The sequence below is a fragment of the Haemophilus influenzae genome (assembly GCF_001457655.1).
GTDB lineage: Bacteria > Pseudomonadota > Gammaproteobacteria > Enterobacterales > Pasteurellaceae > Haemophilus > Haemophilus influenzae.
Genome location: NZ_LN831035.1, coordinates 1,153,877 through 1,177,330, shown reverse-complemented (window position 1 = coordinate 1,177,330; position 23,454 = coordinate 1,153,877). Strand labels below are relative to the sequence as shown.

The following is a 23,454-nucleotide window of genomic DNA, read 5'->3' as shown; positions in this document are numbered from 1 at the left end:
AAATACTTTTGTTTAATTTAATGAATTTTCCAGCAAAAATTCTTCAATTAATTGATCAATTTCTGCAGCGGTCGGTTTTTGTAATGCGGCATCAGCAAGCGCTTTTGCATCTTGGAAATTTACATTACGGATTAATTTTTTAATGCGAGGTACAGAAATCGCACTCATGCTAAATTCATCTAATCCCATACCAAGTAACAATAAAGTCGCGCGTTCATCCCCTGCTAATTCCCCACACATTCCCGTCCATTTTCCTTCTGTGTGAGAGGCATCAATCACTTGTTTAATTAAACCAAGCACAGAAGGGTGCATTGGATTATAAAGATGGGAAATAAACTCATTACCGCGATCTACAGCCAAAGTATATTGAGTTAAATCATTAGTTCCGATACTAAAGAAATCTACTTCTTTTGCTAAAAATTTTGCATTTACCGCCGCAGAGGGAGTTTCAACCATGACACCCACTTGTATGTTATTATCAAAAACTCTCCCTTCTTCACGTAATTCCGCCTTTAATGTTTCAATAACCGCTTTTAATTCTCGAATTTCTTCTACCGAAATAATCATCGGGAACATCACTGCCAATTTACCAAAAGCTGAAGCACGCAATACCGCACGTAATTGTGCATTTAAAATTTCACGACGATCTAACGCAATGCGAATTGCACGCCATCCCAAGAATGGATTCATTTCTTTTGGTAAATCTAAATATGAAAGCTCTTTATCGCCGCCAATATCCATCGTACGAAGCACAGTTAAGCGTCCGTTCATTGCTTCTACCACTTGTTTATAGGCAATAAATTGTTCTTCTTCTGTGGGAAGCTGTTCACGATCCATAAATAAAAATTCAGTTCGGTATAGCCCAATCCCTTCCGCTCCATTACGTTCTGCGCCGTCACAATCACGAATCGTCCCGATATTCGCGACGATATCAACCTTATGTCCATCCAATGTAATAGCTGGAAGATCTTTTAATTTAGCTAACTCTGCTTTTTCCTCAGAAATTTTCGCTTCAAGTGCTTTTAATTCATCAATTTGAGATGCCGTTGGATTAATATAAACTTGATTATTTATCGCATCTAAAATTAAGTAATCGCCCGTATTGACTAATTTAGTCACTTTATTTGTGCCGACAATCGCTGGCAATTCTAAAGAACGTGCCATAATCGAAGTATGGGAAGTTCTGCCACCAATATCAGTGACAACCCCTAATACTTTTTCGAGATTAAGTTGGGCGGTTTCTGAGGGAGTCAGATCATAAGCAACAAGAATAGATTCTTCCTGAATATCGCCAAGATCAACAATGTGCATGCCCAAAATATTTTTAACTAAACGGTTAGCAATATCCCGAATATCGCCTGCACGTTCTTTCAAATATTCATCATCAATTTCAGATAACATTGTCACTTGTTGATCTAAAATTTTACTCGCTGCAACCCCTGCATTCACTTTATTTGAACGAAGATAATCAAGAATTTCTTCTTCTAATTCTTCATCCTCAAGAATCATCAAGTGACCTTCAAAGATTGCGGCTTTTTCCTCGCCTAAAGAAATTAATGCACGTTCTCTAATTGAATTAAGTTGTTCTACCGCCGCAGCACGCCCTTCATAAAATCGAGCAACTTCTTCATCAATTTGATCATCTGTAATTTTTTGCGTATCAAGAACAATCTTTTCTTCTTTAAGAACAAGTGCCTTACCAAAGGCAATACCTGGGGATGCGAGAATGCCAGAAATCATAGATACCTTCCGAAACAATTAACAAAGTAATAAATAAACAATAGCCATAAAATTTCACAATTTTATGGCTAAGTAAGAATTATTCTAAAGTAGGAATTAACGCAACTAAATGTTCAACTGCCTGTTGCTCGTCTTCTCCATCAGCAGAAATGGTAAGTATTGTTCCCTGCGTTAAAACTAATGTTTGCAACTTAAATAAGCTCTTTGCACTTGCACTTTTCCCCCCTGAGGTTACTGTAATTTCAGAAGAAAATGCTTTCGCTTCTTTCACAAATTGTGCAGCAGGGCGCGTGTGTAAACCGTTTGGTGCAATAATTTCCACATCTTTTGAATACATAATGCTACCTCGACTAATCAATAATTAAAAATATAAAACCAGAAAATTGCCCTAGTATCCTTTTTCAAAACAAAATAATCAAGAATAAACACTAAAAAGCCTGAATTAAATCATAAAAATAAGCTAAATAGTTTATTTATTATTCACAATCTCAATCGTTAAACTAATGAAAAATGACGTTGTGATTTTGTTTCACTTAAACTTTCAATTAATCGATGATAGCTATCATAACGAACAGGCGAAATTTTGCCTTGCTCAACGGCTTCACGCAACGCACATCCGGGGTCGCTCAAATGTTTACAATCACGGAATTTACAGGTGCCCAAAACATATTGAAATTCTCGATAGCCTTTTGTGATTTGCTCTGCATCTAAATGCCAAAGGCCAAATTCTCTAATTCCGGGCGAATCAATTAAATTACCGCCTTGTGGCAAATGGTAAAGACGTGACGATGTCGTGGTATGCTGCCCTAAGCCTGATGTTTCGCTCACATCCCCTACTTGAGCGTTTACGCTAGGCAAAATATGATTAATTAAACTCGATTTACCAACACCAGATTGCCCAACAAAAATCGCCGTGCCTTGTGCCAAAAGTGCGGTCAATTTTTCCATATTTTCACCGCTCTTTGCTGAAATCATTAAAATTTCATAGCCAATATCTTGGTAAATTTTAAGTTGGTCTTCAATTTCTTGACGCTGTTCTTGTGCCAATAAATCCACTTTATTCAAAACAATGAGAGGCGTGATTCCCGCAATTTCACACACAACAAGATAACGATCGATAATATTTAAGGAAAGCGTTGGCAACACCGCTGATACAATAATAATACGATCAATATTCGCCGCAATAGGTTTCAAACCATCATAATAATCAGGGCGGGAAATTTCATTTTCTCGGGGATGGATCGCCTCAATCACGCCACTCACACCTTGTAATTGTTCATTGCCTTTACGCCAAACAACTTTATCTCCCACCACCAAACTCGACAAGGTACGACGCAAATTACAACGATAAATTTCGCCTTGTTCATTTTCGACATCTGCGTGAATAGAATAACGTGTGACCACAACGCCTTCTTGTGATTCGCCAAGCATTTCATCTGACCATTCAATGTCTTTTTTCTTATGGCGATGTAATGTTTTCGCATTATTCGATTGAATTCTTCTAGTTTGGTTTTGAGTTAATTTACGTTTAGCCATAAAAGTGCGGTCGTTTTTTCCCTTGTTTTTGGTAAAATGAAAAAAATTTTTGCATAGGATACCTGATATTATGCCATTCGATAAACAAAATCTTATTTGGATTGATTTAGAAATGACCGGTTTAGATCCGGAAAAAGAACGTATTATTGAAATTGCGACTATTGTGACAGATAAAAATTTAAATATTTTGGCAGAGGGCCCAGTATTAGCGGTTCATCAGTCTGATGAATTACTCAATAAAATGAATGATTGGTGCCAAAAAACGCATAGTGAAAACGGCTTAATTGAACGCGTAAAAGCCAGCAAACTTACCGAACGAGCAGCAGAATTACAAACCTTAGACTTTTTAAAAAAGTGGGTTCCCAAAGGTGCATCGCCAATTTGCGGTAACAGCATTGCCCAAGATAAACGCTTCTTAGTGAAATATATGCCAGATTTAGCCGATTATTTTCATTATCGCCATTTAGACGTGAGCACATTAAAAGAACTTGCTGCACGTTGGAAACCTGAAATTTTAGAAGGCTTTAAAAAAGAGAATACGCATTTAGCGCTAGATGACATTCGAGAATCCATTAAAGAGCTGGCTTATTATCGCGAACACTTCATGAAATTAGATTGACGAAAACTTCAACAAAAAATTTCTTTTTATGAAATTGCCCTTGCAAGCCCTAAAAATATTTGTATAATTCGGGCTCATTCACTGATGTGAACTGCGGGAATAGCTCAGTTGGTAGAGCACAACCTTGCCAAGGTTGGGGTCGCGAGTTCGAGCCTCGTTTCCCGCTCCAATTTCACATTATAAAAGCATTATTGCGGGAATAGCTCAGTTGGTAGAGCACGACCTTGCCAAGGTCGGGGTCGCGAGTTCGAGCCTCGTTTCCCGCTCCAAATTTCAATCCTTAGCCAAAAGGCTGGGGATTTTTTCTATCTACAAAAATAGATCATCAAAATGTTAAAAAGTGCGGTGAATTTTCTCAAAAAATAAAGGCTTGTGATTTAATAACACAAGCCTTTATTTTTATGCTTTCTTCAACCGTTTGGCACGACGTTTCATTCTTCTTACCCAACGGGTAATTCGCCATGCATGCGTAATTGAATAGACATAAAGGAAAAATAAAATGAAAAAGCCAACAAACATCGCCCATTCATTCACATAATAAACTTCCCCTAAAATACCGATAGTTGCACAAACTGCAGAAACAAACGTAATCAATAAAAAGGCTTGTCTTGATGTTAAACCCGCTCTTACCATTAAATGATGAACATGTAAACGATCTGGACGGAATGGGCTTTTACCTTTACGTACACGGCGATAAATAATCGCAACCATATCAATCAAAGGAATCGCAATAATCCAAAGTGCGGTTACTGGATTCATAGGATGCCCTTTTCCTTGCGTACTTAATAACAAAATCCAAATAATGGTAAAGCCAATTAATGTACTCCCGGCATCCCCCATAAACACCTTATATTTTGGTCCAAATGGAATCCCTAGATTGAGCATCAAATAAGGTAAAATCGATACGATTAAAGCAAAACTCCAATGCGCCATATCCATTTGCCCATCTCGATACATTAAAATACCAATCGCCGCAAAAGAAACACAAGAGAGTCCCCCAAGCAATCCATCAATACCATCAATCATATTAAAGGCATTAATAATCGCAATAGTGGCAAAGACGGTAATAATCAAACCAATTGAACCAAGCGTTAATTGGAAAGGCCCTAAAATTTGACCAAGATGATCAAGATAAATATTCCCAAGATCGATCATTAAAATCGCCAATATTGCTTGAATGCCTGCTCTTAAAAAAGGGCTAATATCAAAGCGATCATCTAAAATCCCAATCGCCAATAAAACAAAAATACTGAACAAATAAAGATACGGTAATCGAAGTTGATCCCATTCCATCAGATAATAGCAAAGATTACCAACAAAAAGCGATACGCCACCGATTAGTGGAATTGTGCCTTGATGACGTTTACGATAGTTTGGTTTATCGACTAATCCAATCCAATTGGCAAGTGGTCGCATCACAATCAATGTTAAAAACGCGCCAAGAAAAGTAACAAAAATACTCAGCATAGTGTGACCCTAAAATTTTTTGTAAAGGATAACATAAGGCAAATTTACCTAGAAATATATTTTTATAAAAAGGACTATCCAATATTTCGATACAGCACGTTACGTAATATTTCTCTTTGTTGAGAATCCAGAGCTTGCCCAAATTGGTTCGTCAAAATAAAAAAATCCTCGGCTTTTTCGCCTACGGTGGTAATTTTCGCATTTAATAAATTTAGATTTAACTCAGTAAAAATCTGGCTCACTTGGGCTAATAACCCTGCTTTATCCAAGGCAACCAGTTCCATTTGAGTATGTTCTTTTTTGTTTTCCTGTAAAAAACGCACGTCGGTTTGTACAGTAAAATGTTGAAGCTGGCGATTAGGCACAATAGAAAGTGCGGGCAATTTTTCACTTTGAAGGGCTAATGTTAGGGCTTGCTCTAATTCTCGGCGACGATCAAATTCAACCAATTCTCCGTTAAGTTCTGTGATGATAAAGCTATCAAAAACATAACCATCTTGTGTCGTAATAATCTGTGCATCGTGGATACTGAATTTTTTTGCGCCAATGGTACTCACCACTTTATTAAATAAGTGCGGTTGGTCTTGGCAATAAATAAACACTTCTGTGCCGCCAAGTGAAAAGCGATTACTAATTTTCACTAATAATGCCTCAACGAAATCCACCAGCAAACTTGTATGCCACGCAATTTGTTTTGGCGTATTACGCACAAAATAATCTTCTGGACAACGAGCCCATAATTGCTCAATCGAAATTGGCGTAATATCAGAATAATCCCGCATTAAAATTTGTTGTGCAAGTTTTCGGTTTTCTGCCGATTTTTCTGAATAATCAAGCAATTCTTTCATGCCTTGTGAAAATTGCCGTCCTGTAAATTCATATAAAGAGGCAAAAAGCGAACGTTTCCAGCTATTCCATAAATTACCATTGGTTGCACAAATATCCGCCACCGTTAAACAGGTCAGATAATCTAATCGAACTTGATTTTGCACGGCTTCCGCAAAATTCATGACGACTTCAGGATCATGAATATCACGGCGTTGCGCCGTAATTGACATCAGCAAATGGGATTTTACGAGCCAAGCAAGGGTATCAATTTCTCGACGATCTAAACCATGTAATTGTGCAAAGTCTGCAATATCCACAGCACCAAGTTCTGCGTGATCACCACCTCGCCCTTTTGCAATATCGTGGAACAACGCCGCAATATAAAGCAAAGTGCGGTCAGAAAGTTGGCTAAAAATTCGATGAGCAATGGGATGTTCTTGCGCACTTTCCTGTGACAGAAAACTTTCCAATTTCAACATCACGCGCAATGTATGCTCATCCACCGTATAAATGTGGAACAAATCAAATTGCATTAAGCCCTCAATGGCTTGCCATTGCGGAAGATACGCAGTTAATACACCATATTGGTGCATCGGCATAAACGCACGTTTAATTGCATTAGGTTGATTAAATAAACGTAGAAATTTTTCCCGAGCGGCAGGAATTTCGCATAATTTTTGTGATAATTGATCTAAGGAAATTTGTAATTGACGCAAAGTATCAGAATGAATATTGGCATGTTCGTACTGCGTTAAATAAAAGAATAGATCTAAAATTCGCGCTGGTTTTTCTTGAAAAACAAAGCTATTACGCAAACATAAGCATTGGTTAATCAGTTGAAAATCATCGTCTAATTGGTCAATTACAGTATCCTGATTTGATGGAAGCACATTTTCTCGATAATGCTGAATCAGTAAATTACTAATCAGCGAAATTCGGTGCAATGCTTGGAAAAAACATTTCATCATTTTTTCCACAGCTGGATTGCCTTCCCCTCGGAAACCCAATAATTCACTGACTTTAATTTGACGATCAAACAACAGACGATTATCGTAACGTTTCAAAATCAAATGCAAAGCGAACCGCACTTTAAATAAAAATGCACGACTTTCTTGTAGTTGCTGATATTCTTGAGGATAAATAAAACCACTTTGTAAAATAGCCTCAAGGGTCAAAGCCCCAGAATGGCGCAACGCCACCCAATACAACAAATGCAAATCACGCAAGCCTCCAGGGCTGTACTTAATATCTGGCTCAAGGTTATAAGCCGTATTGTGATAACGCTGATAACGTTCTATTTGCTCTTGCACTTTGGCATTAAAAAAATCTTCTTTCGACCAAAAATCTGCACGTTTTACCAATTCATTTAATGCATCAAAGTGCGGTCGATTTCCAGCAAGAAATCTTGCTTCTAATAAATTGGTGGCAATCGTAATATCTTGTTTCCCTTCCGATTCGCATTGTTCTAAGGTTCGAACACTATTTCCCACCTCAAAACCGCAATCCCATAAAAACTGGATAAATTGAGTAATCTTTTCTTCAATCTCAGGGCTTGGGGTTTGCTCGACTAAAATCAAAAAATCTAAATCCGACAAAGGAAACATCTCACGCCGTCCATAACCGCCCACCGCAATTAAAGCAATCCCCAGTTGTTCACTTAATTCTATTTCCTGCCAAAGTTGAATCAATAAGGCATCATAAAAATCACAGCGATTTTCAATAAGCTCAAAAATGGAATAACGAGAAAAATTCTCGAGCTCAAATTGCTTGAGATTTTCTCGTTCAATTTTGACCGCACTTGGCGTTAAAGGAGAAGATAGTGTCGGAGAAAACAGCATATGAATTGCCTTTTGTTAGATCGAAGTCGTTTTATTATAAAGAAAAACAAAAAGGGCGTATATCTACGCCCTTATCTTATAATTTTATGTCAATTACACATTCACCATAATCCGCGAAATTCGACCTTCTGCAATTTCTTCATCGCGGATAGTCATTACTTCACAACCAGTTTCCGTGACAACAAGTTGATGTTCGTATTGTGCTGAATGGCTGCGATCTTTGGTTTTTACTGTCCAACCATCTCCCATTACGCGCACTTCTTTTTTGCCTGCGTTAATCATTGGCTCAATAGTAAACACCATTCCGGGTTTTAAAATCACGCCGCCATCATCGGCGTAATAATGCAATACTTGAGGTTCGCAGTGAAATTCCGTACCAACGCCGTGTCCGCAATATTCACGCACAACGCTGAAAGTCTGGCTTTCCGTATATTTTTGCACGGCTTTACCTATTTCATTTAAACGAATATCGGGTTTTACAGTGCGTATCCCAACATATAATGCTTCTTGTGCCGCTTCCACTAATTTTTTACTACGAATATTCGTTTCGCCACCCACGATATACATTTTTGAGTTATCGCCAAAATAACCGTCTTTAATCACGGTAACATCAATATTCACAATATCGCCATTTTTTAACACTTTATCGTCACTTGGAATACCGTGACAAACGACTTCGTTAATGGAAATACAGGTCGCCTTTGGGAAACCGTGATAATTCAAACACGCAGGGATAACCTTTTGTTCATTTACCATATATTCATGGCAAATGCGATCAAGTTCGCCTGTGGTTACGCCTGCTTTTACGTAAGGTTCAATCATTACCAGCACATCGGAAGCCAATTTGCATGCCTCACGTAACTTTACAATTTCTTTTTCAGTTCTAATTGGAATAGCCATTTTTATCTCACTTTTTTGAAAAAACTTTGCGAGATTATAGCACGATTTCTAGGAAAAAACTGGATTGCACTTGAATGGAGTAAAGGGTTATTAGATAATGGCGGGATTGAAATTTTAGGAAAGTAGGAAATAGTTATGATAGATGATATGGCGGTGCCACTGACATTTACTGATGCAGCGGCAAATAAAGTAAAAAGTTTAATCAGCGAAGAAGAAAATACTAATTTGAAATTACGCGTGTATATCACAGGGGGTGGTTGCAGCGGTTTCCAATATGGTTTTACCTTTGATGAAAAAGTCAATGACGGCGATTTAACCATTGAAAAATCAGGGGTTCAACTTGTGATTGACCCGATGAGCTTACAATATTTAATCGGCGGTACAGTCGATTATACTGAGGGTTTAGAGGGTTCACGTTTTACTGTAAATAATCCAAATGCTACCAGCACTTGTGGCTGTGGTTCATCCTTTAGTATCTAAGATGGATTTTCAATTTACACATTATCAAGGCAATGTATCCGTCAAATGTTCGATGGAACACATTGCCCTTGCTAACTGGTTCAACACAGAAGTGCGGTCAAATTCAGACAAGATTTTAACCGCACTTTCTACTGCAAAATCACTTATTGAAAATCAAGAAAAAGTCTTAGTCGGTGCGGAATATACGTTATTTTTAAATGCTGATGAAGTAATGGTGCGCGCCAACAATCTCGCCATTGAATCAGATGAAATTTTAGAACAAGATTTCCATTATTATGATGAAGAAAGCCTTGCTTTTTGCGGTACGCAAGATTTTATTCATTTTCTCCAATCTTATGTTGATTTTATTGCTTAACTCACTATGACTTCTCAACACTCCGCTAAAAAATCATCGAAAAACACGCCAAAAAATAACCGCACTTTTAAAGGTTTTTTACTTAAATTTAGCTTCACTGCACTTGTCTTAACGATTTTTTACGGCGGTTATCTCGATTGGCAAATTCGTTCTAAAATGGACGGTCAAATTTGGCATTTGCCTGCGGAAGTTTATAGTCGCTTAGAAAGTGTGAAAATTGCCGATAATCTCGCTTTTGATGAAGTCATTCAAATTTTATTAGATAACGAATATCGCCAAACTACAATGGTTGCCGCACCTGGCGATTTCAAATTAGAAGATGATAGCATTGTAATACTTCGCCGTGCTTTTCCTTTCCCCGATAAAGCAGAGCCTCAGCGAGTTTTGCGCTTGCGTTTTAGCCATAATAAGTTATCTCGCATTGAAGATTTAGTCACAGTCAAAACTGTTGATGAATTTCGTCTTGCACCAAAGTTGATTGCGATGTTGCAATCAGACAACGAAGATCGTTTAGCTATTCCTTTACAAAATTATCCCCGTTTATTAATTGATACATTAATTTTAACGGAAGATCGCCGCTTTTATGAACATAATGGCATTAATCCAGTGGGGATTTTACGCGCATTAATTGCGAATATTCGTGCAGGTCAAACGGTACAGGGCGGAAGTACGCTCACTCAACAATTAGTCAAAAATTTATTTTTATCGCGCGAACGCACCATTACACGTAAAGCCAACGAAGCCTTGATGTCATTGGTTTTAGATTGGCGTTACGATAAAAATCGCATTCTCGAAACCTATCTTAATGAAATTTATCTCGGGCAAAATGGCGATACGCAAATTCACGGTTTTGAATTAGCCAGCCAATTTTATTTTGGTCGTTCGATTCGTGAAATTAGCTTAGATCAAATTGCCCTTTTAGTGGGGATGGTCAAAGGCCCTTCACTTTATAATCCTTGGCGTAATCCACAAAACGCACTCGAACGTCGCAACATTGTTTTAAGGCTAATGCTTGAACATAAAATGATCGGCGATGAACTTTATCAATTATTAAGTCAGCGACCTTTAGGTGTGCAAAAGAAAGGGCAAATCTCGCGTAAATACCCTGCATTTATTCAAACTTTACAAGCAGATTTACGCCGTGAACTGGGCGAACACAAAATATCCAGTTTACTTGGCGCACGTATTTTTTCCACAATGGATTTAAAACAACAAGCTCAAGCAGAAAATGCAGTGGTCAATACCGTTTCGCAATTACAACTGAAAATGAAAAATCCCCATTTAGAGGGAGCGATGATTATAACGGATTATCGCACAGGCGAAATTCGTGCAGTAGTTGGCGGTTTACAAACGCAATATGCAGGCTTTAATCGTGCATTAATGGCAAAACGTCAGATTGGTTCTTTAGTAAAACCTTCTATTTATTTGACCGCACTTTCTAACCCAGAACAGTTCCGTTTGAATACCCCAATTAATAACCAACCAATAACAATTAATGTCAAAGGTAGCCCGCCGTGGCAGCCACGCAACTATGACAAAAAATATAGTGATTCAGTAATGTTAATGGATGCCTTAGCCCGTTCTTTAAATATTCCCACTGTAAATATTGGTATGAAAGTTGGCTTGAGCAAAGTCATTGACACGCAAAAAGCGATGGGCTGGGACAACGTGGAAATTCCTAAAGTGCCTGCGATGTTGCTCGGTTCTTATAGCATTTCGCCTTATGATGTCACAAAACTTTATCAAACCCTTGCCAATCAAGGTGGGAGAATTGCGCTTACAACCGTCGATAGTATTGCAGATCGTCAAGGTAACCTAATTTTTCAACACGATAAAAGTGCAAAACAAGTGGTGCCACAAGAAGCGGCATTCCAAACCTTATTTGCAATGCAACAAACTGTTGAACGTGGTACAGCTCGCAGTTTGCAAAAGGATTACGCTGATTTACATTTAGCAGGCAAAACAGGCACAACCAATGAATCACGCGATACGTGGTTTGTGGGAATTGACGGAAAAAATATCAGCACCGTCTGGCTTGGTCGCGATGATAATGGCGAAACAAAACTGACTGGTGCTTCTGGCGCATTGCAAATTTATAAAGATTATTTAAACCGTACAAATATTGAAAAATTAGCAATTACTCCCCCTACAACAGTGAAATGGGTGGGGATAAATCAATACGGTGACTGGGATTGTGAGAGTTATCGAACAATTCCTGTTTGGCTAAATAATGGTCAGAATTTCTGTGGCGAAACATCATCTCCCTCTCTCACGCCAACAACTGAAACAGAAACACCACCACAAGAAAGCCTGTGGGACGTATTGGATAATCCCAATCCACCCGCTCAATAATTAAGCCGTAGGATTTACTAAATTTCCAATAATAAACATTTTCCCCCTATACTTCCCCTAACATTTCAGAGGATTTTTATTTCTTTTTAAAAAATAGCAAACGTTTGCTTTATTTGATTTAAAAGTGCGGTACAATACGCACCAGTTTTTACTTTCATACAGGTGCAAAACAATGACACAACAACTCCCCATTTTAAGTCTAAAAAAAATATATTCAGGCAAAGTACGCGATCTCTATGAAATCGATGATAAACGCATGCTAATGGTTGCTTCTGACCGCTTATCTGCCTTTGATGTTATTTTAGATGATCCCATTCCACGAAAAGGCGAAATCCTAACTCAAATTTCCAATTTTTGGTTTAATAAACTTGCTCACATTATGCCCAATCATTTCACTGGCGACAGCGTTTATGATGTGTTACCAAAAGAAGAAGCGGATTTAATCAGAGATCGCACCGTCGTGTGTAAACGTTTGAATCCCATTAAAATTGAATCTATCGTACGTGGTTATTTAACTGGCAGTGGTTTAAAAGATTACAAACAAACTGGCACGATTTGCGGATTAAAATTGCCTGAAGGCTTGGTGGAAGCGAGTAAATTACCCGAAGCTATTTTCACGCCATCAAGCAAAGAAGAAGTTGGCAACCACGATATAAATATTAGCTATGCAGAATGCGAAAAACTTATCGGAGCTGATTTAGCCGCACAAGTAAAAGAAAAAGCTATCGCACTTTATACCGTGGCTGCAGAATATGCACTCACTAAAGGGATTATTATTTGTGACACAAAATTTGAATTTGGTTTAGATGAAAATGGCACGCTCACTTTAATGGACGAAGTATTAACGCCAGATTCTAGCCGTTTTTGGTCTGTGGATACTTACCAAGCAGGAACAAATCCCCCATCATTCGATAAACAATTTGTGCGCGATTGGTTAGAAAATAGCGGCTGGAATAAACAAGCTCCCGCACCAAAAGTGCCAGAAAATATTATTCAGAAAACCGTTGATAAATATCAAGAAGCACTGGATTTATTAACAAAATGAAAATTAGGATTTTTTATGCACAAAGCTAAATAAAGATTTTTGCTTTTAATGCACAAAACACTAGACAAAGAGGAAAAGTGCGGTTATACTCTATCGAATTTTTATTCACAAAAATCGATTATTTATTCAATTCTAATTATTAGTAAGGAAAATATATGTCAAATACTATTCTACAGAATTTACCTAAAGGACAAAAAGTAGGGATCGCTTTCTCTGGTGGTTTAGACACTAGTGCAGCATTACTTTGGATGCGTCAAAAAGGCGCAGTGCCTTATGCCTACACCGCTAATTTAGGGCAACCCGATGAAGATGATTACAATGCAATCCCTAAAAAAGCCATGGCGTATGGTGCTGAAAATGCTCGATTAATTGATTGCCGCTCTCAACTTGCTCATGAAGGCATTGCCGCAATTCAATGTGGTGCATTCCATATTTCTACAGGCGGCATTCCTTACTTCAATACAACGCCTCTTGGTCGCGCCGTAACAGGCACAATGCTTGTAGCAGCAATGAAAGAAGATGATGTAAACATTTGGGGCGACGGCTCCACTTTCAAAGGGAATGATATTGAACGTTTCTATCGTTATGGTTTATTAACGAACCCGAATTTAAAAATCTATAAACCTTGGTTAGATGTACAATTTATTGAAGAACTTGGCGGTCGTTTAGAAATGTCTCAATTTCTTATTGAAAATGGTTTTGACTATAAAATGTCCGTTGAAAAAGCCTATTCCACTGATTCCAATATGCTCGGCGCAACCCATGAAGCAAAAGACTTAGAACAATTAAGCACAGGAATGAAAATTGTTAAGCCGATTATGGGTGTCGCATTTTGGGATGAAAAGGTTGAAATTAAACCTGAAACAGTCACAGTCACTTTTGAAGATGGCGTGCCTGTGGCATTAAATGGCAAACATTTTGATAATGCTGTTGATCTTATTCTAGAAGCCAATCGTATTGGTGGGCGTCACGGTTTAGGAATGTCAGACCAAATCGAAAATCGTATTATTGAAGCCAAATCTCGTGGTATTTATGAAGCACCAGGAATGGCATTATTGCATATCGCTTACGAACGTTTAGTCACAGGTATTCACAATGAAGATACCATCGAACAATATCGTATTAATGGCATTCGCTTAGGTCGTTTGTTATATCAAGGTCGTTGGTTTGATCCGCAAGCATTAATGTTGCGTGAAACAGCACAACGTTGGGTGGCAAAAGCAATTACAGGCACAGTAACCCTTGAACTTCGTCGTGGTAACGACTTCACAATTTTAAATACCGAATCGCCAAACTTAACCTACGAAGCAGAGCGTTTAAGTATGGAAAAAGTGGAAGATGCGCCATTTGATCCAGTTGATCGTATCGGTCAATTAACAATGCGTAATTTAGATGTATCAGACACCCGAGGTAAACTTGGCATCTATGCACAAACAGGTTTATTAAGCGCAATTAAAGATTCCGTATTGCCACAATTAGGCAAAAAATAAATAATAAAATCTGCATTTCAATGACTGATATTTAACATCATGAAATGCAGATCCTTTCACAAAATATTAGTTAGCTAAAAAAACTAGAAATATAAGAAATAATCGTTTTTCCACTTAATATTGCCATAATAATCACAACAAACCAGCCTGAAAAAGCTAAAAAAACAGGGTGTTTATAAGTGCCAACAATATCACTTCTGTAAGCAGCTAACAAAATTAATGCCAATGCAATCGGCAATATTAAGCCATTTAATGTTCCCACAAAGACTAATACCGCAGCAGGCTTTCCCACAGTGACTAAAACAACAGTAGAAATCACAATAAAAGCAATAATCCAACGATTACGATTGCGTTCAATGGTTGGACAAAGGGTCGTTAAGAAAGAAACTGAAGTATAAGCCGCACCAATAACAGATGTGACAGACGCTGCCCAAATAACCACTCCAAATAACACTTGACCAAAATTGCCTGCTACATATTCAAAAGGCGTTTCAGCTGGATTTTTAGGATTAAGAGACACACCTTTTGACACCACGCCAAGCACCGCAAGAAATAATACAACACGCATTGTTGAAGCAATTAAAATGGCTGATACAGAACTACGGCTCACTTCAGCCATTGCTTTTTCGCCTTGAATGCCCGCATCTAATAAACGATGCGCGCCTGCAAAAGTAATATAACCGCCTACGGTTCCCCCCACTAATGTAACAATAGCAATAGGATCAATTTTTTCTGGAATAAAGGAATGATACGCTGCTTCAGCCACAGGTGGTTCAGTTTTAAACATTACATAAAATGTGAGCGCAACCATAATAAAGCCCATTAATTGCGCAAAACGATCCATTAATAAGCCTGCTTCTTTACGCAAAAAAATCAAAATAGCAATAATACCACTAATCACTGCGCCCATTTCTGGTGCTATACCAAAAATAGAATTTAAACCAAGCCCCGCGCCGCCAACATTGCCAATGTTAAAAGCCAGCCCGCCCATCACAATCAGCGCAGCAAGAAAATACCCTGCTTTCGGAAAAACCGCATTAGAAATATCTTGCGCGCGTTTGCCAGACACAATAACAATTCGCCAAATATTAAGTTGAGCCCCAATATCTAACAAAATTGATAATAAAATAACAAAGCCAAAACTCGCTAATAAAGTATTTGTAAAGGTTGCGGTTTGAGTTAAAAATCCAGGGCCTATGGCGGATGTCGCCATTAAGAAAGCTGCCCCTAAAACCGCATTTCGTCTGTGAGTAATTGATGCCATAAAGCACCTCCATTGTTAAGTTGATGTTATGTGTTTATTCGGCTTATGCCGTTATTTTGATATGATTTTTTTCTAATTCTTCCACAATGCGTTTAGCAAATTGTAAAGAATGTTGATTATCGCCGTGTAAGCAAATACTTTCTGCTTTTACAGGCACAAGGCTTCCATCAATGGCATTGACTTGCCCCTTTGTTACCATTTGTAACACTTGTTGAATGGCTTCCTTATCAGATTCCACCATTGCATTTGGTTGAGAACGAGGCACCAAACTCCCATCAGGCATATAATGTCGATCGGCAAAAACTTCAGAAATCGTTTGCAATTTTTCTTCCTCTGCGATGCGCAACATTAAACTGCCTGCTAACCCCATTAATTTCAAATTCGGATCAAATTGATAAACGGTTTGTGCAATTACACGCGCTATTTTTTCATCTTTTGCTGCTTGGTTATATAACGCACCGTGAGGTTTAACATAACTAATTACCGCCCCCTCGCCATCACAAATCGCTTTTAATGCCCCCAATTGATAACGCAAATGTGCGATTAATTCCTGTGAAGACAACGCCATTGCCGTACGACCAAAATTTTCGCGATCAGGAAAACTAGGATGTGCACCAATACGCACCTTATTTTCTTTCGCAAATTTGACCGCACTTTGCATTTCCTTTGCGCCCCCAGCGTGTAAGCCACAAGCAATATTTGCAGAAGAAAGCAACTGCAATAAACTTTCATCAAAAGGAAAACCCTCTGCAATATCTGCATTTAAATCAATTTTTTTCATCAACAATTCTCCTAATTTGATCAAGGTATATTTCATTTTTACGGCGTAATTTAGCAGCCTCTTGTAAGCTAACCGCTTCAAATTTAATCGTTGAACCTAAACGTACCTGTGCCAAAGCCCCAAGATCAGCATCAATCACATTAGCGATTTTAGGATAACCGCCTGTGGTTTGCGCATCAGCCATCAAAATAATAGGCTGACCACTTGGTGGAACTTGCACACTACCAAACTGAATGGCGTGAGATAGCATTTCCAACGGCTGCTTTAATTCTAATGTCTGACCTTGAAAACGATAACCCATACGATCACTGTTACTTTGCAACGTCCATTCATTTCGCCACCAATAATATTGGGATTTTCGTTTAAACGCCTGATATTCAGAAGATGGCAAAGCACGAATAACATCTCGAAGCGGAATCGGTGCAATACCAATTTCGCTACGCAAAATATGATCATTTGCCGTTTGTAGTTGATCGCCCGCCTGCAAACAACGCCCCTCAATGCCCCCTATTTCCGCTCTCAAATCCGTGCTGCAAGAATTCAATGCTTGAGGCAAAACAAAACCACCTTGAACACATAAATAACCATACATTCCAATTTTTGCACGTGTCATTTTTAATATTTGACCTGCTCGCACTTGATAACGCCAATAAGCAAAAACGGGCTTATCATCTAACATCATTTCATAAAAAGCACCAGTCACACAAAAATTCATATCTTGCTGAAATTGCAATGTAATACCGCCTAAAGGCACTTCAATGGCAGGAACATTCTCTGCATTGCCCAATAAAATATTGCCTGCGCGTAATGCTAATTTATCCATTGCCCCACAATGGCTAATGCCAAATCGGCGTAAACCAAAACGCCCTAAATCTTGAATGGTGGCGCGGGATTTCACATCAAGAATATCAATCATAGTTCAATCCCATCCACAATAAATTTCACAGTATCGCCAGCTTGTAATAAGGTTGGTTGTGCTTGATTTTTATCAAAAAGTGCTTGTTTAGTATAACCGATCAACTGCCACCCACCTGGCGAAGAAAAAGGATAAATCCCCGTTTGCGCACCCCCAATACCAACAGAACCAGCAGGAACAACCGTTCTTGGCGTGGCGCGACGCGGCGTGTGTAAATTTTCAGGTAAACCACCCAAATAAGGAAAGCCCGCTTGGAAGCCAATCATATACACAGTATAAATAGGCTCACTGTGCATCTGAATAATCCGCTTTGGTGTTGTCTGATGAAATTTCGCTACATCAGATAAATCCTGACCTCGCTCTCCCCCATAAATAACAGGAATTTCAATATGACGCCCTTGAAAATCCGATACTTTCAACTCAGCCCAAAGTTGTTCTAAACGTTGCACAAGCGGCTTAAAATCCACGAAAAAATCGGTAAAAACCGTAAGATTATTCATTCCCAAGACAACTTCTACAATATCTTGTTCTGATTGCAATTGACGAGCAAACGCCCATAATTGGCGTTGTTGTTGAATGGAAGCTGGGGGTGGCAAAGAGCAAACCACCGCCGATTCACTGATCGGAACGATATTCATAAGATACCCTTTATATGATGTTATGTGATTTGTTATTTTTTTGTTACAGCTCTTTTAAAGGATATTTATAGGTTTTGTCAAGTCTTTATTTTTTATTTAAAATAAGGTTTAGGTTTGTTTATCTTTTATTTCTTTTTAGCAAGAAAAAAGATTAATCTTGACCCATTTTAGGTGTTTTTTGTTGAAAAGTGCGGTAAAAATTAAAAGAAAAACCTGCTTTCTGGCATTGAAAGCAGGTTTTAGGCAAAAGGGAACGGCAATTTATTGAAGTATTTCGCCCACAATACTGCGAGTTGCTTCTTTCACTTCTGTGAGTTTCACTTTCACAATGTCGCCTATTTTGTAAGTGCGTTCGCCTTTAATATAAAGGGCAATCTCATCTGAATTCACCTGCATTTCTTCTTTATTATTATGTAAAGTGGACGCAGGTATAAACATTGAGGCGCCATTTTCTAATAATTGCACACGTAATCCACCACGCATTACATCTTGCACTTCTGCATTAAATTCCACATTTTCAGCCACTTTCGGTGCAAGATAACGGCAATATAGCCAATCTGCAATATCACGTTCTACGAGGCGATTTTGGCGGCGAGCCTCTTGCAAACGTGCCAACACGTCATTTTGTGTTTTTTCATAAGGCTGTTTTGCCAGCACGGCTTTGATTAAGCGATGATTAACCATATCTGAATATTTGCGGATGGGCGATGTCCAAGTGGCATAGCCTTCTAAACCAAGACCAAAGTGCGGTGCTAATTCTGATTTAAATTCGGCGAAAGTTAAATAACGGCGTAAACGCAGTTCTAAATAATCGCTTTCGATGGGTTCAATATCGTGGCGCATTTGGCAATAGCCGTTTAAGGTTGCTAAGTTTTCTACTGAATAACGTTCTGCCAGTTCAGTTTGATTTTGTTCATTGGCTAAATTTGCCATTAAGAAATGGTGTGCGTTCTCTAAGAATTTTTTATCAAAACCGCTGTGGGTGTTGAAAATGCCTGTTTTTGCCTGTTCGTGTAAAAATTGTGCGGCGCAGATGTTGGCAATAATCATTGCTTCTTCCACAATTTGATTGGCAATGCGGCGATATTCTGCTTTGATTTCTTGCACTTTGCCGTTTTCTGCCAGCACAAAGGCATAATCGGGTTTTTCTTTAAAGAGTAAGGAATGGGTTTTGTGCCATTGAATGCGGGCTTTGGTAAATTGATGTAGCCAGTGAATTTGTTGTGCTGTTTCTGGCGTTTCTGGCTGCCATGCATTGTCTGCCTGTTCTAAATAATCCGACACTTTGTTATAAGCCAGTTTGGCTTTAGATTGTACATAAGCGGAAACAAAATGCGGTTTGGCTGTGATGTTGCCTGCAAGATCGGTTTCGATATAACAGACAAGTGCGGGGCGGGTTTCATTGGCGATTAAGGAACATAATTCATCGGATAATTCACGGGGTAACATTGGAATGTTAAAGCCCGGTAAATAATTTGTGAAGCAACGCTGTTTGGCTTCTTGTTCAATTTGAGAATCTAAGGCGATGTAAGCGGTTGGGTCAGCAATGGCGACCACTAATTTCCAGCCTGTTTGTGTGCTGTTTTGTGCTATGGGTTCGATATATAAGGCATCGTCCATATCCATTGTGCTTTCGGAATCAATGGTTACAAAATGAAGTGCGGTCAGATTTTCGCGTGTTTTTTGATCTAACATTTCATAATGTTCTGCGCCTTGCACGGGATAGCGCGATTGTTCGTGGCGTGCCAATGTGACCCACCAAGGGGCTAATTCATCGTCAGCTCGGCAAATAAACTGATTAATTGTGGCGTAGAAAAAGCGATCGTCACGTAATGGATGGGTTTTTAAATTTGCGACGACCCAGTCGCCCTCTTGCAATTCTTCTTTTACCGATTTCGCCTGTTGTGCACCAATGGGTTGATTAATGCTTGGGTGATCCACCAGCACTTGTAATTTCTTGTCTTTATTGAACCGCACTTTTGCGATAAAACGTGTGAGCATTGGCTCAATTAAGGCTTCTGGCTCGGCTTGTTCTTTGTCGCCTTGTTTTTCAATAGTGGCTTTGATTTTGTCGCCGTGCATCACTTTTTTCATTGATGGCGGTGCGATGAAATAGGTTTTTTTATCGCACTCTAAAAAACCGTAGGCTTTATCTGTGCTTTTTACCACGCCCTCAACCTGTTCTTTGCTGTCGTGGATTTGTTGTTTAAGTTGTGCGAGTAGAGGATTATCTTGAAACATAATTATCTTGAAACATAGTTATTTTGAAACATCGTTATATTTTAAAAAAGCGAAAAGGCAGACTGAAAAGCCTGCCTAAAAAAGAATGTAAGAAAAATTATTCTTCGCCTAATTCGCCCATTGCAGTGATGCTGAAACCTGCATCAACGTGAACGATTTCGCCTGTAATGCCCGATGCTAAATCAGAGCATAAAAATGCCGCTGAGTTACCCACATCTTCGATAGTGACAGTGCGACGTAATGCAGCCGTTTTCTCAAAGGTGGAAAGCATTTTTTTGAAGTTTTTAATGCCTGATGCGGCTAAGGTGCGGATTGGGCCTGCAGAGATTGCATTCACACGAATACCTTCTTTCCCTAAATCAGCAGCCATCACGCGCGTTGCAGCTTCAAGAGAGGCTTTTGCTAGGCACATTACGTTGTAGTTAGGAATTGCACGTTCTGCACCTAAATAAGAAAGCGTTAATAATGCGGCATTTGGATTTAAGTAAGGACGTGCCGCTTGTGCCATTGCAACAAAGCTGTATGCGCTAATATCATGAGCGATACGATAGCCTTCACGAGTTGCCGCATTTACGTAATCGCCGTCTAATTGATCACCTGGTGCAAATGCGATTGCGTGAATAAAACCATCAAATTTATCCCAACGCTTACTTAATTCTGCAAAGCAGTTTTGGATGCTTTCATCGGTTGCCACATCTAAAGGAAGCACGATATCAGAACCAAATTCTTTGGCAAATTCTTCTACGCGCGGTTGTAATTTATCGTTTAAATAAGTGAAAGCAAGTTCTGCACCTTGTTCTTTCATTGATTTTGCGATCCCGTAAGCGATGGAACGATTGCTTGCAAGACCTGTGACTAAAATGCGTTTACCTGTTAAGAAACCCATAATTTTTCCTATGTTGTTAGCGTAAAAAACTTGCGTAGTATAAGCGAAAATTTGTCTTTGTACAAAGCAGACCAATATTTCTAAGAAAACCAACCGCACTTTATTTACAAATTCGTTTGAGCAAAAACCTAAAATCAGGGAAAATAGCCCACATTTTTAATTGAACAAAGAAGAAACAATGAGTTATCCATTAGAAGAAGTTAATAAACGTCGCACTTTTGCGATTATTTCCCACCCTGATGCGGGTAAAACAACGATTACTGAAAAAGTACTTTTATACGGCAATGCAATTCAAACTGCAGGTTCTGTAAAAGGCAAAGGCTCGGCGGCTCACGCGAAATCTGACTGGATGGAAATGGAAAAACAACGTGGGATTTCGATTACCACTTCTGTGATGCAATTTCCTTATAATAATTGTTTAGTGAATTTGCTTGATACCCCCGGACACGAAGATTTCTCTGAAGATACTTACCGCACTTTAACCGCTGTGGATAGCTGTTTGATGGTTATTGACTCTGCCAAAGGGGTGGAGGAACGTACGATTAAGTTGATGGAAGTCACACGTTTACGTGATACGCCCATTATTACGTTTATGAATAAACTCGACCGTGATATTCGTGATCCGATGGAATTGTTGGACGAGGTGGAAAATGTGTTGAAAATTCGTTGTGCGCCAATTACTTGGCCAATTGGCTGTGGGAAGTTGTTTAAGGGCGTTTATCATCTTGCAAAAGATGAAACCTATTTATATCAATCAGGGCAGGGTTCAACCATTCAGGCAGTGCGTGTTGTTAAAGGCTTGAATAATCCTGAATTAGATGTTGCTGTTGGCGATGATTTAGCACAACAGCTTCGTGATGAATTGGAATTGGTGCAAGGCGCAAGTAATGAATTTGAGCAAGATGCCTTTATTAAGGGCGAGCTTACCCCTGTATTTTTCGGGACAGCATTAGGTAATTTTGGGGTGGATCATTTTCTTGATGGCTTAACACAATGGGCGCCGAAACCGCAATCTCGTCAAGCGGATACAAGAACGGTGGAAAGTGCGGAAGAAAAATTCAGTGGTTTTGTGTTTAAAATTCAAGCCAATATGGATCCGAAACACCGTGACAGAGTGGCGTTTATGCGTGTGGTTTCGGGCAAATATGAAAAAGGGATGAAACTTAAACACGTCCGTATTGGAAAAGATGTGGTTATTTCTGATGCGCTGACTTTTATGGCGGGCGACCGTGCTCACGCCGAAGAAGCTTACGCTGGTGATATTATTGGTTTACATAATCACGGTACGATTCAAATTGGCGATACGTTCACGCAAGGCGAAACGCTGAAATTTACAGGCATTCCAAATTTTGCGCCAGAGTTGTTCCGTCGTATTCGTTTGAAAGATCCGCTTAAACAAAAACAACTGTTAAAAGGCTTGGTGCAACTTTCTGAAGAGGGTGCAGTGCAAGTGTTTCGTCCATTATTAAACAACGATTTAATTGTGGGGGCTGTGGGTGTGTTGCAGTTTGATGTGGTGGTTTCGCGTTTAAAAACTGAATATAACGTGGAAGCGATTTATGAAAATGTGAACGTTGCCACGGCTCGTTGGGTGGAATGTGCCGATGGAAAAAAATTTGAAGAATTTAAACGTAAAAACGAGCAAAATTTAGCCTTAGATGGCGGCGATAATTTAACCTATATTGCACCAACAATGGTAAATCTAAATTTAGCTCAAGAACGTTATCCTGATGTCGTTTTTTACAAAACTCGCGAACATTAAAATGACAAAGTGCGGTAAAATTCTACCGCACTTTTCCAGAAAAAAAGCGTTGAAATTTAATTCAACGCTTTTCTTTTATTTAGAGAGATTTTCTTGTTTTAATCGCCAAAGTTGATAAATATTTACCACAACTAAAAAGGCATTTAATAATGCAACGGGGTATGCTGTGATAATTACGCTGTAAATAACAAATAAAATCGCGCCGATACTATTTACAATGCGTAAATACACAATAGATTTAAATAAAAAAGATACAGCAACAAAAAAAGTCGCCATATAACCTAAAAACTCAATAAAATTAAAATCCATTATTTTG

The 23,454-nt window shown here is 38.8% G+C and carries 20 protein-coding genes and 2 tRNA genes; 9 read left to right on the top strand and 13 right to left on the bottom strand.

Annotated features, from left to right (window positions below; translation table 11 throughout):
- Positions 1–12: 12 nt before the first annotated feature.
- From ptsI to rsgA, 3 genes are all read right to left on the bottom strand, one after another.
- Complete coding sequence (gene ptsI / locus AT683_RS05915) at positions 13–1,740, bottom strand: phosphoenolpyruvate-protein phosphotransferase PtsI (RefSeq protein WP_011272760.1); 1,728 nt, start codon at positions 1,738–1,740, stop codon at positions 13–15.
- A 79-nt stretch (positions 1,741–1,819) separates the two neighbouring features.
- On the bottom strand, positions 1,820–2,077 hold the full coding sequence (ptsH, locus tag AT683_RS05910) for a phosphocarrier protein Hpr (protein ID WP_011272761.1): 258 nt from the start codon (positions 2,075–2,077) through the stop codon (positions 1,820–1,822).
- A 158-nt stretch (positions 2,078–2,235) separates the two neighbouring features.
- Complete coding sequence (gene rsgA / locus AT683_RS05905; RefSeq protein WP_011272762.1) at positions 2,236–3,276, bottom strand: small ribosomal subunit biogenesis GTPase RsgA; 1,041 nt, start codon at positions 3,274–3,276, stop codon at positions 2,236–2,238.
- Between the two features lie 70 nt (positions 3,277–3,346).
- Between rsgA and orn the strand changes: the two genes are divergently transcribed.
- From orn to AT683_RS05890, 3 genes are all read left to right on the top strand, one after another.
- Complete coding sequence (gene orn, locus AT683_RS05900; protein ID WP_009500975.1) at positions 3,347–3,895, top strand: oligoribonuclease; 549 nt, start codon at positions 3,347–3,349, stop codon at positions 3,893–3,895.
- A gap of 93 nt (positions 3,896–3,988) precedes the next feature.
- Positions 3,989–4,064, top strand: a tRNA-Gly gene (locus AT683_RS05895).
- A gap of 24 nt (positions 4,065–4,088) precedes the next feature.
- Positions 4,089–4,164 (top strand) — tRNA-Gly (locus AT683_RS05890).
- Positions 4,165–4,294: 130 nt separating this feature from the next.
- Here AT683_RS05890 and wecA read toward each other — a convergent pair.
- From wecA to map, 3 genes are all read right to left on the bottom strand, one after another.
- A complete protein-coding gene (gene wecA / locus AT683_RS05885) occupies positions 4,295–5,362 on the bottom strand; it encodes a UDP-N-acetylglucosamine--undecaprenyl-phosphate N-acetylglucosaminephosphotransferase (RefSeq protein ID WP_005688044.1) in 1,068 nt (355 codons plus the stop codon).
- A 74-nt stretch (positions 5,363–5,436) separates the two neighbouring features.
- Positions 5,437–8,028, bottom strand: coding sequence for a bifunctional uridylyltransferase/uridylyl-removing protein GlnD (glnD, locus tag AT683_RS05880; protein WP_011272763.1), 2,592 nt, complete (start codon positions 8,026–8,028; stop codon positions 5,437–5,439).
- 93 nt (positions 8,029–8,121) lie between these two features.
- Entirely contained in the window at positions 8,122–8,928 is an 807-nt protein-coding gene (gene map, locus AT683_RS05875) for a type I methionyl aminopeptidase (protein ID WP_005649958.1), read from the bottom strand.
- A gap of 138 nt (positions 8,929–9,066) precedes the next feature.
- Between map and erpA the strand changes: the two genes are divergently transcribed.
- The 5 genes from erpA to argG all read left to right on the top strand — a co-directional run bounded on the left by erpA (position 9,067) and on the right by argG (position 14,650).
- The gene (gene erpA / locus AT683_RS05870; RefSeq protein WP_342666653.1) at positions 9,067–9,408 is read left to right on the top strand and encodes an iron-sulfur cluster insertion protein ErpA; all 342 of its coding nucleotides are present in this window, start codon (positions 9,067–9,069) and stop codon (positions 9,406–9,408) included.
- Between the two features lies 1 nt (position 9,409).
- Entirely contained in the window at positions 9,410–9,763 is a 354-nt protein-coding gene (locus AT683_RS05865; RefSeq protein WP_011272764.1) for a YacL family protein, read from the top strand.
- A 6-nt stretch (positions 9,764–9,769) separates the two neighbouring features.
- On the top strand, positions 9,770–12,115 hold the full coding sequence (mrcB, locus tag AT683_RS05860; RefSeq protein WP_011272765.1) for a penicillin-binding protein 1B: 2,346 nt from the start codon (positions 9,770–9,772) through the stop codon (positions 12,113–12,115).
- A gap of 172 nt (positions 12,116–12,287) precedes the next feature.
- Complete coding sequence (locus AT683_RS05855; RefSeq protein WP_005661057.1) at positions 12,288–13,160, top strand: phosphoribosylaminoimidazolesuccinocarboxamide synthase; 873 nt, start codon at positions 12,288–12,290, stop codon at positions 13,158–13,160.
- Between the two features lie 155 nt (positions 13,161–13,315).
- The gene (argG, locus tag AT683_RS05850) at positions 13,316–14,650 is read left to right on the top strand and encodes an argininosuccinate synthase (RefSeq protein WP_005688053.1); all 1,335 of its coding nucleotides are present in this window, start codon (positions 13,316–13,318) and stop codon (positions 14,648–14,650) included.
- Between the two features lie 70 nt (positions 14,651–14,720).
- Here the strand turns inward: argG and AT683_RS05845 are convergent, their stop codons facing one another.
- The 6 genes from AT683_RS05845 to AT683_RS05820 all read right to left on the bottom strand — a co-directional run bounded on the left by AT683_RS05845 (position 14,721) and on the right by AT683_RS05820 (position 21,376).
- Positions 14,721–15,914: an NRAMP family divalent metal transporter gene (locus AT683_RS05845; protein ID WP_005688055.1), complete on the bottom strand. Its 1,194-nt coding sequence runs from the start codon at positions 15,912–15,914 to the stop codon at positions 14,721–14,723.
- 43 nt (positions 15,915–15,957) lie between these two features.
- On the bottom strand, positions 15,958–16,695 hold the full coding sequence (gene pxpA, locus AT683_RS05840) for a 5-oxoprolinase subunit PxpA (protein ID WP_005688057.1): 738 nt from the start codon (positions 16,693–16,695) through the stop codon (positions 15,958–15,960).
- Entirely contained in the window at positions 16,682–17,611 is a 930-nt protein-coding gene (locus AT683_RS05835; RefSeq protein ID WP_011272767.1) for a 5-oxoprolinase subunit C family protein, read from the bottom strand. The genes pxpA and AT683_RS05835 overlap by 14 nt, the downstream gene beginning before the upstream one ends.
- Entirely contained in the window at positions 17,608–18,249 is a 642-nt protein-coding gene (pxpB, locus tag AT683_RS05830; protein ID WP_005688060.1) for a 5-oxoprolinase subunit PxpB, read from the bottom strand. The genes AT683_RS05835 and pxpB overlap by 4 nt, the downstream gene beginning before the upstream one ends.
- A 261-nt stretch (positions 18,250–18,510) precedes the next feature.
- Positions 18,511–20,490 carry an exoribonuclease II gene (gene rnb / locus AT683_RS05825; RefSeq protein WP_005688061.1) on the bottom strand — a complete coding sequence of 660 codons (1,980 nt, stop codon included), beginning with the start codon at positions 20,488–20,490 and terminating at the stop codon, positions 18,511–18,513.
- A 97-nt stretch (positions 20,491–20,587) separates the two neighbouring features.
- Positions 20,588–21,376 (bottom strand): enoyl-ACP reductase FabI, encoded by a 789-nt coding sequence (locus AT683_RS05820; protein ID WP_005649928.1) that lies wholly within the window; start codon positions 21,374–21,376, stop codon positions 20,588–20,590.
- Positions 21,377–21,554: 178 nt separating this feature from the next.
- Between AT683_RS05820 and prfC the strand changes: the two genes are divergently transcribed.
- Complete coding sequence (gene prfC, locus AT683_RS05815) at positions 21,555–23,138, top strand: peptide chain release factor 3 (RefSeq protein WP_005688062.1); 1,584 nt, start codon at positions 21,555–21,557, stop codon at positions 23,136–23,138.
- A gap of 75 nt (positions 23,139–23,213) precedes the next feature.
- Here prfC and AT683_RS05810 read toward each other — a convergent pair whose 3' ends face one another.
- A complete protein-coding gene (locus tag AT683_RS05810; RefSeq protein WP_011272769.1) occupies positions 23,214–23,447 on the bottom strand; it encodes a YgjV family protein in 234 nt (77 codons plus the stop codon).
- Positions 23,448–23,454: the final 7 nt, after the last annotated feature.